The sequence below is a fragment of the Pseudomonas sp. MF08817 genome (assembly GCF_059862705.1).
This window is the reverse complement of the sequence record NZ_JCBCUY010000024.1, coordinates 1-12,094: the sequence shown is the minus strand read 5'-3', so window position 1 is coordinate 12,094 and position 12,094 is coordinate 1. Positions and strand designations below refer to the sequence as shown.

Annotated in this window: 9 protein-coding genes and 2 pseudogenes; 7 read left to right on the top strand and 4 right to left on the bottom strand. The window is 57.8% G+C overall.

Annotated features, from left to right (window positions below):
- Positions 1–16: 16 nt before the first annotated feature.
- The 3 genes from AC19YR_RS15905 to AC19YR_RS15895 all read right to left on the bottom strand — a co-directional run bounded on the left by AC19YR_RS15905 (position 17) and on the right by AC19YR_RS15895 (position 3,673).
- Positions 17–2,086, bottom strand: coding sequence for an AsmA family protein (locus AC19YR_RS15905; protein ID WP_500599194.1), 2,070 nt, complete (start codon positions 2,084–2,086; stop codon positions 17–19).
- 365 nt (positions 2,087–2,451) lie between these two features.
- Positions 2,452–3,063, bottom strand: a complete 612-nt coding sequence (locus AC19YR_RS15900) for a 3'-5' exonuclease (protein ID WP_095109575.1) — start codon at positions 3,061–3,063, stop codon at positions 2,452–2,454.
- Between the two features lie 130 nt (positions 3,064–3,193).
- Entirely contained in the window at positions 3,194–3,673 is a 480-nt protein-coding gene (locus AC19YR_RS15895) for a LabA-like NYN domain-containing protein (protein WP_095109576.1), read from the bottom strand.
- Positions 3,674–3,908: 235 nt separating this feature from the next.
- On the opposite strand from AC19YR_RS15895, the gene AC19YR_RS15890 reads away from it, so the two are divergent.
- Positions 3,909–4,583, top strand: a complete 675-nt coding sequence (locus AC19YR_RS15890) for a YciC family protein (RefSeq protein WP_095109577.1) — start codon at positions 3,909–3,911, stop codon at positions 4,581–4,583.
- Between the two features lie 73 nt (positions 4,584–4,656).
- Positions 4,657–5,733 (top strand): endonuclease/exonuclease/phosphatase family protein, encoded by a 1,077-nt coding sequence (locus tag AC19YR_RS15885; RefSeq protein WP_500599191.1) that lies wholly within the window; start codon positions 4,657–4,659, stop codon positions 5,731–5,733.
- Between the two features lie 240 nt (positions 5,734–5,973).
- On the opposite strand, the pseudogene AC19YR_RS15880 reads toward AC19YR_RS15885, so the two are convergent.
- A pseudogene (locus tag AC19YR_RS15880) lies at positions 5,974–6,039 on the bottom strand (hypothetical protein); the annotation flags it as partial.
- Between the two features lie 360 nt (positions 6,040–6,399).
- On the opposite strand from AC19YR_RS15880, the gene AC19YR_RS15875 reads away from it, so the two are divergent.
- The 5 genes and pseudogenes from AC19YR_RS15875 to istA all read left to right on the top strand — a co-directional run.
- On the top strand, positions 6,400–7,470 hold the full coding sequence (locus tag AC19YR_RS15875) for a CBASS cGAMP-activated phospholipase (RefSeq protein ID WP_500599189.1): 1,071 nt from the start codon (positions 6,400–6,402) through the stop codon (positions 7,468–7,470).
- Complete coding sequence (locus AC19YR_RS15870; RefSeq protein WP_500599188.1) at positions 7,467–8,759, top strand: CBASS cGAMP synthase; 1,293 nt, start codon at positions 7,467–7,469, stop codon at positions 8,757–8,759. The genes AC19YR_RS15875 and AC19YR_RS15870 overlap by 4 nt, the downstream gene beginning before the upstream one ends.
- 6 nt (positions 8,760–8,765) lie before the next feature.
- Positions 8,766–10,544 (top strand): E2/UBC family protein, encoded by a 1,779-nt coding sequence (locus AC19YR_RS15865; RefSeq protein ID WP_500599187.1) that lies wholly within the window; start codon positions 8,766–8,768, stop codon positions 10,542–10,544.
- On the top strand, positions 10,537–11,001 hold the full coding sequence (cap3, locus tag AC19YR_RS15860) for a CBASS system CD-NTase/cGAS isopeptidase Cap3 (protein ID WP_500599186.1): 465 nt from the start codon (positions 10,537–10,539) through the stop codon (positions 10,999–11,001). Before AC19YR_RS15865 ends, cap3 begins: the two co-directional genes overlap by 8 nt.
- Before the next feature lie 186 nt (positions 11,002–11,187).
- Positions 11,188–11,967, top strand: a pseudogene (gene istA / locus AC19YR_RS15855) (IS21 family transposase); the annotation flags it as partial.
- Positions 11,968–12,094 lie beyond the last annotated feature (127 nt).

The following is a 12,094-nucleotide window of genomic DNA, read 5'->3' as shown; positions in this document are numbered from 1 at the left end:
GCTCCCCTTGGCTTGATTAGCCTTTCACCGTCTTCGGCGCCTTGCCCGCTTTCATCTGTTCCAGCAACGGCGCGCATTGGTTGGGTTCGCCGCCGCTGGGGGCGACCAGGGCCAGCAGGCCCGCGGCCGGGCCGGCGATCACGCCCAACGCCACCATCCCCGCGCCACGCAGCATCAACGGCACAGCCTTGACCCCCGCCGCAGGCTTGATGAACGGGCCACGCACGTACAGCGGCGAGCGCAGGGAAAACAGGCGCAGGCCCTTGGACTCCGGGCTGATGGTCAGGTCCAGTTGCTCGCTGGCCATGTTCGCTGTGCCGTCGATGTAGATAATCGCGTTCTCGGTGTCGAAGACGAACAGGCGCGTGGTCGCCAGGCCCGTCTTGATGCCGACATCCGCCGCCGCGCAATTGATCTTCACCTCCTTGTCGCCAAAGATTTTCCCCACCACGTAGTTGCCCACGTTAAGCCCGGCCAGTTCCATCAGTTCGCGGCTGATGGCGCCATCGTTGATAAGCATCTTCAGGTCGCCGTTGGCGCTGCCCAGCAGGGCCGCGACCGAGTTGCCGGTGCCGGCGATATCGGCGTCGCCGTTGAGTTCGCCGAAGCTGGTTTTCATCGGCTCGAAGGTGGGGAACAACTGTTTGAGTTTGAAATTGCGCGCCGTCAGCCTGGCCCGCCCTTGCAGCGGCGTGGCGCGGCCGTCGAGGCGGATCTGCGCGTCGAGCTTGCCGCCCGCCACGCCAAAGCGCAGGGGTTCGAGGCGCAGTTGCCCGGCGTCGAGGATCAGGTGGGTATAGAGGTCGGTAAAGGGCAACTCGGCGCTGTGGACGATGCGTTTGCCGGTGAACTCCACATCGGCGTCCATCACCGCCCAGCGCTCGGTGCGAAATTCTTCCACCGGCAGCACCTTGGTCGGCGGTGGCTTGCTCGCCGCCCCGCGGGCCTTTTGTTCGGCGTTGGAGTCGGCGCCGATCAGCGGCGCGAGGTCGTCCATCAACAGCTGGTTGGACACCAGCGCGCCGCTGAGCTTGGGCCGTGGCGTGCTGGCGACGTAGGCCAGGTCGCCATGGATATCGCTGTTGCCGATCTTGCCGTTGAAGCCCTGGTAGCAGAACACCGCACCGCCCGGCTCGCGCAGCTTGGCGCTGAGGTGGCCGTCGGTGGCGTAGGGCGGCGAATCCGGCAGGGTCACGCCGGTCAACGGGTAGAGGGTGGCCAGGCTGTTGCCGGCCAGTTTCAGGCGCAAATCCAGCGCCCCCAGGTTTAGCGGGTCGGTCAGGGTGCCGGCCAGCTCGATGCGGGTGTCAGCCACCTTGACCTGGGCCTGCAAGGGGAACGGGCGCGCCGCGTCTTGCAGCGCCAGCAGGCCGCCGACCTTGCCCGCACCGCTCAAGGGCTGGTTGCGGTAGGTGCCCTTGACCTTCAAGGCGAAGGCGTAATCCTGGGGTGTGGCGCCCTGGGCGCTGGCCTTTTTCGCGGTTTTGTCGCCGACGATCTCGCTGAAGGCGATGGGCTTGCCCAATGGGTCGATCAGCAGGTCGAGGCGGGTGTTCAGGCTCTGGTCGTTGAGGGTGACGTGGCCTTTGTCGAACCCGATGGCGCCGATGTCCACCACCCAGCTGGAGGGTTCGGCGTCGGGGGTTTTCGGGTCGAAGGTGAAGGTCCAGTTGGCGCGGCCATCGGCCAGGCGTTCGAGGGCGGCGTTGGGCTCGGTGAGGTCGATACGCGGGATGTTCACCCGTTGCGCCAGCAATGCCAGGGGTGAGAGGCGCAACTCCACCCGTTTGAGGCTGACCATCTGTGCGTTTTTTGACCAATCCGGGTTGCCCAGGGTCAGGTCTTCGGCGATCACGTGGGGCCACGGCACCCAGGCGCGCCAGCCGCCTTCGTCGGGCTCGCGCTGCCACACCACCGCCAGGTTGCCGTTGATGGCGAACGCCCGGTGCAACTCTTCGGACACCTTGGCGTTGAGGGGCGGCTTGATGCGGTTCCAGTCAAAAAACGCGATAACCAGCACCAGCACCGCCAGCAGCAGTAGCAGGGTGGAAAGGCTCCAGAGGACAAACTTGCGGGGGCGCGTCATTGCACACTTCTCCTGATGACAACGGAACGCCCGGAAGCTGGCGCCCATGAGGAACAGTAGGCGAAGAATCACCCGGGGATAAAAACTACGACTGGCAAACGGCCCGCAAGGTTTAACTGGACCTGCATTTAAAGCCGCGCCCCTGTGTGGGAGCGGGCCCGCCCGCGATGGGGCCGGTACACCCACATCGCTACTGCCTGGCCCACCGCCATCGCGGGCAAGGCCCGCTCCCACAGTTGAACTGTGGTGTGCCTCTGTGGGAGCGAGCCTGCTCGCAATGGCGGTACTGAGTGGCGGTGACGAAGGGTAGCGGTAAGGCCGTTGCTCCCACGCCTACAGAAAACAACAGGCTGGGTTCGAGGCCGTCAAAACCCGCGATAACGCTTGAGGTGCTCGTTGATTTTCGCCGCCGGCACTTTCTGCAAGCCGCAGAGCAAGTCATGGGACAGCTCGCGCAAACCATGCTTGCGCCGCAGTTCTTCGGCCAGGTGGGCGGTGAGGTTGGCGGCCATTTCGGCGTCGGCCATGGCCCGGTGAGCCTGGCCGGTGTGGGGCAGTTGGGCGAAGGTGGTGAGGGTGCCGAGCTTGTGGTTGGGCGCCGCGGGCATCAGGCGCCGGGCCAGCAACAGGGAACAGGCGAAGTTCTGCAAGCGGGTGCGCTTGATACGGCCCAGTTCGTAGTCCCAGAACTTCTGGTCGAACGCCGCGTTGTGGGCTAGCAGCGGCGTGGTGCCGACGAATTCGTTGACCTCGTTCATCACCTGCTCGGCCGACGGCGCGGTGCGCAGCATGGCGTTGCTGATGCCGGTCAGTTGCTCGATAAACCCGGGCACGCGCACACCGGCATTCATCAGGCTCTGGTAACGGTCGACGATGCGCCCCTGCTCAAGCATGACCACGGCGATTTCCGTGGCCCGGCAACCGGCGCCGGGGCTGATGCCTGTGGTTTCAAAGTCGATGACTGCGATGCGTTCCAAACCTGTGTTCACTCTCTGAATAAATGTTCAAACAATGGCGGATGCCCTTGTGGGTATGAGCCTGCTCGCGATGGCGATACTCCAGATGCACCGCCATCGCGAGCAGGCTCGCACACAGGTTTCGCCCACTTCAGTTTTTCAGCAACAACCCGCCCTCGATCGGCACATAACGGCTGGCGGCGCGGATCAGGGAGTTTGCGGTCAGGCCCGGCACGCCGTAGGCCACGGCCTCGACCTGGTGCTTACTGATGATGCGTTCGAGCAGCATGTCGAAATCACCGTCGCCGGAGGCCAGCACCACTTCATCGACATGATCCGCCGCGTCCATGATGTCGATGGTGATGCCCACGTCCCAATCGCCCTTGGCCGAGCCGTCGGCGCGCTGGATGTAGGGCTTGAGCTTCACGGTAAAGCCCAGGTTGCGCAGGATCTGCTGGAACTGCTGCTGTTTGCTGTCGCCCCGGTCGATGGCATAGGCGTAGGCCTCGACAATCTGCCCGCGCTGGCTGATGTCGGCCCATAGCGCCGCGTAGTTGAAGTGGCAGCCATAGGCCTGGCGCACGGTGTAGTAGAGGTTTTGCACATCGGCGAACACTGCGATTTTCTTCACCGTGGATCCTCATGGCGCAAGCAAGGCTGGGCACGCGGCCCGAAAAGTCGCCCAGTATGCCAGCCAGAAGGAAATTTCCGCGAATAATCAGCCGCCGGTGCCGCGGCACCTCGGACGAATGGCGAACCACACGTAGGAATAATCACCACCACCACACCCTGAACGTTCGGTTTGCTCAGGGCAGGCTCCCTTCGGTTAAAGTGGCGCCTTGTTCTGACCAGCGATACCGCCCCCTATGAATCCGTTGAACGTGCTCCGCGACTCTTTGTACTTCTTCAAGGGCAACCTGGCCCAGATCGCCCTGCTGTGCCTGCCACTGGTGGTGTTCGAAGCCTTGTTGCAGCAACTGGTGGACCGCGCCCAAGGGCCCGGCAGCTTTCCCGGCTACAGCGTGATCGTCGGGTTGCTGGTGTACCCGCTGTACACCGGCGCGCTGATTCTGTTTCTCGACGCCCGCAGCCGTGGCGAATCGCCCCGCACCCGGGATCTGCTGGCGATGTCGGTGACCCTGTGGCCGCGCTTCGCCCTGCTGACGGCGCTCAATACCCTGCTGATCCTGATTGGCCTGTCGCTGTATTTCCTGCCGGGCCTGTGGCTGATGGTGACCCTGGCTTTCGCCGAGTACCTGCTGGTGCTGCGCGGTATGCAACCGCTGGCGGCAATCAAGGAAAGTTTCCGTTTAAGCCGTGGCAATTTCCTGCGCATCCTGCTGTGCATTCTGTGTGTGATGGGGCCGTTGTGGTTGCTCAAGGGCGCCAGCGTGTCGGTGTACCCCGAGCCGCAGAACCCGGCGTTGGCGTTGTTGATCGACAGCGTGCACAGCTTCTTGCAGTTGTTCACCAGCGTGGTGCTGTTCCGCCTGTTCATGCTTATCAGCCAATCGCCGGAAAAAACCAGCCCCGGCGCCTGAGCGCCGGCCTTGGGCGCGGGCGCCGCTCTCGGGTATGCTCGGGCTCCGTCCCGCCACGCCATAAGCCGAGCCGATGATCCGTCTACTGCGTTACGCCGTGTTGGGCCTGCTGCTGATTGCCGGCCTGTTCTCGCTCATGGTCTACAGCCTGACCTGGCGCCCCGAACCCCGCGAAACCCTGTCCGTGGCGTGCAGCGCCGAGGCGCCGGTGCTCACCTCGGGGCAGGCGCTCAAGGTCATGACCTGGAACGTGCAGTACCTGGCCGGCAAACGCTATGTGTTCTGGAACGACCAGGCCCGGGGCGACGACGAGCAACCCACCGCCGAAGACATGGCCTTCAGCCTTGACGAAGTGGCGCGGGTGATCCGCGACGAGCAACCGGACGTAGTGCTGCTTCAGGAGCTGGACGACGGCGCCAAGGCCAGCGGCTATCAGCGCCAACTCAAGTTGCTGCAAGAACGGGTCGCCGACCTCTACCCGTGCAGCACCAGTGCCTTCGACTGGAAGGCTGAGTTCATCCCCTTGCCGCAGGTTTTCGGCAGCGTCGGCCGGCAACTGGCCACCCTGAGCCGCTACCGCATCGCCCACGCCGAGCGCCTGCAATTGCCGCAAGCGCCGGGCAATCTCATCAGCCGTCAGTTCCAGCCGAAAAATGCCTTGTTGGTCAGTTACCTGCCGCTGAGCGACGGCGGCCAACTGGCGGTGCTCAACACCCACCTGGAACGCGCCACTGACGAGCAGCAGACATTGCAGGCCCAGGTCGGCGCCATCGGCAAAGTGGTGGATAAGTTCGAGAGCCGCGGCACGCCATGGCTGATGGGCGGTGATTTCAACCTGCTACCACTGGGCCAGTACCAGCGCCTGAGCGCCGAACAGCGCACGCCCTACTCCGCCGACAGCGCCCTGCACCTGCTGTGGGACAAGTACCCGATGATCCCCGGCAACGCCCAGGCCAGCGGCATCGACCGCGCCCGTTGGCTGACCCACTACCCCAACGACCCCGGCCTCAATGGCCCGGACCGCACGGTGGACTACCTGTTCCACAGCCCCCGCCTCAAACGCATCGCCGCCCGGGTGCGGCAGGACGATACCTTGCGCATTTCCGACCACTTGCCGGTGATTGCGCGGTTTTTGTTGCCGGCGCTCTAGTCAAAAAAACTGTGCTCCCACCCTGTGGGAGCGGGCCGGGCGGCATTCCAGTCGCTACAAGTCCAGCGCCTGGGCCGGCCGCATCGCGGGCAAGGCCTGCCCCCACAGTTGAACTGTGGTGTGGGTGGGATTTTCATTTCTCCTCTGTGGGAGCGAGCCTGCTCGCGATGGCGGCACTGAGTGGCCGTGACGAGTGGTAGGGGTAAGACAGTTGCTCCCACAGAGGCACACCCCGCACTTTCACTTGCGCGGTTTGATCCGCGCCGTCGCTTCGGCCACCAAGGGGTCGTCGGGCCAGTAGTGCTTAGCAGTACCTTGACGTCATGAGGTTTGACACGTCCTCCTCCCCCGAAACCAAGGGCTATCGAGAACAATCCTTTGACAGCACGTGACAGTCAAACTTCGGGGGGAGGATTGACACTTTCCGACACGAGCAGCGACTGGTTTGACAGGGAATGCGCGCTGGATCGACCTTAACGCCGCAAAAAAATCGTTACTAGATTGACACCTTCCCGGAACTGAGACCGGGAGCTGTTCAAACCGAGAGAAGACACTGCCCAGCCGCCTCGTAGCGCCACCTTAAAAAATTAAATTTATGCTGGCCTCTTGAAATCTACAGAAACGACGTCATTTCAGCATCATAAGGCCACTACGATGGAGCGCTCCATGGCGGCACATAGCGGTAGCATCAAAATTCTCAGCCTAAATGGTGGGGGGGCTAGAGGTCTGTTTACCATCAATGTGCTCGCTGAGATTGAGCGAATCATTGAACAACAGACCGGACAGTCGAACGTAAAAGCAGGAGAGTACTTCGACCTGATTACTGGCACCTCAATTGGTGGAATTCTGGCGTTAGGGCTCGCATCCGGAAAAAGTGCAAGGGAGCTAGAGGCGGTCTTCCGTGTCCAGGCCCCCTTAATCTTTCCGCGCATAAGCTCTTGGCGGAAAAAATTGAAGGCTGCTTTTAGTGCACGATACAGCAGCGAACCACTCTATGAAGCCGTCGTAAGCATGATTGGAGCCGAAGCCACATTTGGTGACTTGACACGTCGTGTCATGATTCCCGCTGTGAACCTCTCCACCGGCAAACCCCAGTTTTTCAAAACTCCTCATAATCCGGCGTTCAATCGTGACGGTCGCCTCAAGCTGATAGATGCAGCAATGGCTACATCGGCTGCACCTACCTATTTTGCGCCTCATCATTGCGTGGACTTGGATGCGTACTTCGCCGATGGAGGCTTGGTTGCAAACAATCCAAGCTTCATCGGACTACATGAAGTTTTCCGGGACATGACCAGCGACTTTCCGGATGCCACAGTTGCCGATGTCAAGATATTGAATATCGGCACTCTAGGTGAGGAGTATACGGTCAGTCCAGCCGCGCTGGAGTCAAAACGCAACAACGGCTATCTCGGGTTGTGGGGCATTGGTGAGCGGTTGGTGCTGACTACCATGACCGCGAATCAGCAGCTTCACAAAGCAATGTTGGAGCGGGAGCTCAGAACCCATAACGCATCAGAAAATTACGTCTACCTGGACGATATCGTTCCTAACGAGGCAGCATCCGACATCACTCTGGATAACGCCAGTGAAAGTAGCTTGCGTAACCTAGCTAGCCGGGGAAAACAGCTGGCTACGAACGAGTTCACCAAAAACCCTTTATTGCAAGCTTTCTTCAAACAACAGGCAGCGCCCTTTACTGTATCTGGCCCCGTTCAGCAGGAGCAAAAGCTATGAGCTGGAATTTCCACCGCTACTACAACGACAGCACTGACGGGCTCATTGGTAAGTTGAGATTAGCAGAGCCTCGTGTCGCGAAGCTTAAAGGGTTGCGTGACCTAGTCCGAAACCGCACAAAAGATGTTTTCAACGAAGCGAAAGAGGTCGTTAAAACATTCAGCACGGACATCTCTCTTGAAAGTATTACAGCTCGAGTTGCGAACACTCGGCTGAAATATCTTAGCCCGCAAGCTCAGGCTGAGGCGGCAAAGCTTCTCAGAGACATGGATGATGAAGCACGGAAAGCCTTCCTGGCTCTTACACCGCGCTTCTGGACGCAGGGGAGTTTTCAGTACGATACACTAAACTACCCGTACGCCACTCCGCCTCAGGAAATGGACATAGATGATGGCACGTATCTCCCAATGGCCATCTTTGAAGATCGCCCCATCATTGGGCACCAACTCCTCCTGCTCCTTGTGGACTCATCCCTGAAGTCGTTGGTGCATGAAAACGAAGGCTGGCAATTTGAGGCCAAGCGAACCTGTGCTCGAATCAAAATTCCCGCAGAGCACACACACATTGATGTCCCTATGTATGCAATTCCAAAAGACCAATTTTTGCTCAAGGAAGCAGCCCTGGCGAAAAGTCGTAGTACAGTCTTTGACTCGATAAATGGATCGCTTTCATTAGAGAGTGCCGACTATGAGCTTGATGAGGACTGCGTGAACCTGGCGCTGCGCGAAGGTGATCAAAAGTGGATGAAGAGCGATCCCAAAATTGTTGAAGACTGGTTCAACGAAAGCTGTCGGCGTATTGGTCCTCACCTGCGCAGTATTTGCCGCTTTATGAAGGCGTGGCGAGATGTTCAATGGGAAAAGGGTGGTGGTCCTTCGTCCATTTCACTAATGGCCGCTACCGTCAGTATTCTCGATCGTATTGCACACGATAAAAATGATCTTGGGGCAACGATGCGAATGCTCGCAAAGTACCTCCCTGACGAGTTCTCAAATGGAGTGGAAAGCCCAGACCACACTGACGAAAAACCGCTCTTTCCGCCGCGAATCGAACACGGGGAGCGTGAGTTGGAAATCATGGCGAGACTCTCTGAGCTATACGGTATTTTGATTGATGCTCAGCAGTGCTCATCTAAAGAGCTCGCTCTCGAATCCATCAATCGTGCGTTTGGCCAGCGGGTACTCCAAAGCGACCTTATCGTAAGTGAAAAGTCTGCCCCTGCGTTTGCCAATGAGCCTACACGTGGCGCCCAAGCTACGACCATCAGCACCACCATGGCGAGCGGCTAACACTAGATGCTTAGTGAACTTCATCAGGTATTGCTGGGATGCGGGTATCAATACACCAAGGCCCAGCACATCCCTGAAGGCACGCCTCTGCGTCTCCTCAACCCCGCCAAGGGCTTTTACGTCAAATCTTATGGAACTATGGGGGGCGAATTCAGCATTGCTTTGAGCCTCCCTATAGATCCCTATATCACTTTACCTAATGCGTACATTCTCAAAAAGCCTGACCAGTACAAGAGTCGATTGCTGCCACATGTCAATCTTGGGTGGTACCTGTGCTATGCCCGAGAGATGGAAGCTGACTGGGATGCGAATAATCTGCAGGAGCTCTATCTGCAGGTCGATTGCCAAATCCAAACAACGCTAGATGCCGCAGTCACCTCAGCGGATCAAGGTTCACCCGATGACCGGGAAATGGAGGGCGAGTTCTCATCCTATTGGCTGCCCAAGAAGAAGCTATATCTTCTCTCAGATGCATCAGAAAAATTAGAAATGCAATGTTATGTGACTCTCAATGAGAGCGGATTAGCAAACCCAGGAAAGGCCTCAGGTGAGGAGTGGGTTGCCTATGAGAAAGAGGACGAAAGCGAATTCAATGAGTGGCTACGGCAGAGACGCCTTACGAAGCAAGACGGAAGGACGATTCTCACCAGCTATTTCAAAATCAACCCTTCCCGCCTAGCTGGTGTGGAATGGCCGCCAGAAAATCTCCGGGAACTCCTGCAGTGGCTTACCGAGGTAGATCTGAGTGCTCGTAGCCGCCTGCTGGATCACTTTGTGAATAATCCGGTGAAACGCCATGTGCTTCTTTTCGATGTTCGTCACCAGGACTTAGTAGGGCTCTTTGTTGAACTCGATATCGCTGCTACGGGATTGAATACCTATCCCCAGAAAAACAACCGGAAGAAGAACACAGGGCGTGTAGTCAAATCGAAGACGCTGATCACATGTCTTTCCGCCAAGCGCTCAGTTCATAAATTCTCTCGACTTGGGGTAACCAGAGCAGACAGAAAGACGATTTTGGGCCGCAACCGCCGTCGATCAGCGACCGGCGACTTGAGTACTAAACGCATTGCGCTCCTAGGCTGTGGAACTATAGGTGGGTATCTATGTGGGTTGCTGCTTCGCTCTGGCGCAGGTTGCGGAAACGCTCGATTTGATCTCTACGACGACGACTCATTCGGCCCTCAAAACTTTGGACGCCATCCACTCTCAACCGTGGATTTTGGGCAGAACAAAGCAAAAGCTTTAGCTGCAACGCTCAAATCCTCTACGCATTTGAATTGTAAGGTAGAGGGAAAACCCTCTCACTTTTCAATTACCCCTGAGTTGCTGAAACAGTACGACATCGTCATTGATGCGACTGGCCGGCCTCCAGTCGCTAAACGCTTGGCTCACGTAGTTCGCACAATACCGAACGACAAGCGCCCCAAGATTGTTCACGGATTCAACGACGGCAACGGTCGCTCATCGAAAGTGATGATTGACGATGGTAGTTGCTGCTATGGGTGCATGGTTACCGATCCAGCCTTTTACAAAAATGGCTTGGACCTGCGGTTCAGCAAAATCAATGCGGACAAGGAACGCTTCGTCAGTTGCGGGAATACCTTCACACCCTATGACGCGGCGGTCAGCGTTATCTCTGCGGCGATGATGCAGGAAGCTGTACTTTCAATTTTGGAGCCAAACCTTAGTTGGACCTACAGCGAGCACATGCTGGACGGCAGTCGTTCCAAGCAAGCTCGACTCTTACCCCGACAACGCAACTGTCCCATTTGCCATGATTGACACTGAGCTTACATTTACAGATAAAGATGGTGGGTTGCTTGTGATCATGCCCACTCCTCTAAAGAAAATGCTGGCCTACCGCCAATTAGGTTGTTTTAGCACCGAAGCTGCCGGTGTACTCATCGGAGAGCGTCGAGGACCGCACATGGTGGTGCATGAGATATCTGAGCCTGGACCTGGTGATATCAGGCGCCGATGCTTTGTGGACAGAAGAGGGCCGCATCATCAGATTGCTGTAGATGAAGCCTTCATCAGCTCGTCAGGGATGCTTCAATATCTTGGAGAATGGCATACCCACCCGGAGGACTCCCCCTCTCCTTCATCTACAGATTTAGGCTCATGGCAGCGGCATCTTATTGGCGGCCACGAAAAAATGGTCTTATTGATAGTAGGTCGTAAGGAAATCTGGGCAGCCCAAAAGGACGCTCGAATAATTACTCCTCTTTTTGAAGCTTAATAAAATGCCCCCTACAATAAGCTCTTGAAAAGGCGCAACAATTGTAAAAAAAACAATCTTTGTTCGCATGGTGTTGCCGCTGACCGAAAACTGACCCAGTAAAGGCTGTTCTGCCGACTGAAAACTGACCCAGGTGTTCAACTGCTTCTGCTCAATTTTTGAGCAGGAGAACACAGGGTGATCAGCATGGAAATGATGGGCAAAATTCGGCGCATGTATTTTCGCGACAAGCTGTCGCTGCATCAGATAGCCAAGCGTACCGGGCTGTCGAGAAACACCATCCGAAAATGGGTCAGAGCACCCGAAGCCACTCAACCGGCGTACCTGCGGTGCGCAGCCTCCAACAAACTCAGTCCGTTTCACCAGACGCTGGAGCAAGCGCTCAAGGCCGATTCGTTTCGGGCAAAGCACAATCGCAGGAGCGCCAAAGCGCTCTTCGAGCAGATCAAGGCCGAGGGTTACGACGGCGGCTACAGCCAACTCACCGCCTTCATACGTTCGTGGCGCGGTGAGCAAGGCAAATCCTTACGGGCCTTTGTACCGTTGACGTTCGCACTCGGCGAGGCCTTTCAGTTCGACTGGAGCGAAGAAGGCCTGCTGATCGGCGGCCTGTTTCGACGCATCCAGGTCTCCCACATGAAGCTGTGCGCCAGTCGCGCATTTTGGTTGGTTGCGTATCCCAGCCAAGGCCACGAGATGTTGTTCGATGCCCATACCCGCTCGTTTGGAGCGTTAGGTGGGGTGCCTCGTCGCGGCATCTACGACAACATGAAGACCGCTGTCGACAAGGTCAACAAGGGTAAGGGCCGCACGGTCAATGCTCGATTTGCCGTGATGTGCGCGCACTATTTGTTTGATCCGGATTTCTGCAACGTGGCCTCGGGCTGGGAGAAAGGCATCGTCGAAAAGAACGTCCAGGACAGCCGGCGACGTATTTGGCTCGATGCTCAAGATTGCATGTTCCACTGCGTATTTCGGCCTATCGTGACCGCCCGTTTCGGTACATCGTGACCGACCATTTCGCTAACGCGTGACCGCTCATTTCGCTAACAACGTGACCGATTTTCCGCCTGTTCCGAAACAGCCGGTCACG

What these genes read in the sequence shown, in the direction of transcription:
- AC19YR_RS15905 (WP_500599194.1), bottom strand. Translation starts at nt 2,086, where the DNA reads ATGACGCGCCCCCGCAAGTTTGTCCTCTGGAGCCTTTCCACCCTGCTA.
- AC19YR_RS15865 (WP_500599187.1), top strand. Translation starts at nt 8,766, where the DNA reads ATGCTTAGTGAACTTCATCAGGTATTGCTGGGATGCGGGTATCAATAC.
- cap3 (WP_500599186.1), top strand. Translation starts at nt 10,537, where the DNA reads ATGATTGACACTGAGCTTACATTTACAGATAAAGATGGTGGGTTGCTT.
- AC19YR_RS15890 (WP_095109577.1), top strand. Translation starts at nt 3,909, where the DNA reads ATGAATCCGTTGAACGTGCTCCGCGACTCTTTGTACTTCTTCAAGGGC.
- AC19YR_RS15875 (WP_500599189.1), top strand. Translation starts at nt 6,400, where the DNA reads ATGGCGGCACATAGCGGTAGCATCAAAATTCTCAGCCTAAATGGTGGG.
- AC19YR_RS15870 (WP_500599188.1), top strand. Translation starts at nt 7,467, where the DNA reads ATGAGCTGGAATTTCCACCGCTACTACAACGACAGCACTGACGGGCTC.
- AC19YR_RS15885 (WP_500599191.1), top strand. Translation starts at nt 4,657, where the DNA reads ATGATCCGTCTACTGCGTTACGCCGTGTTGGGCCTGCTGCTGATTGCC.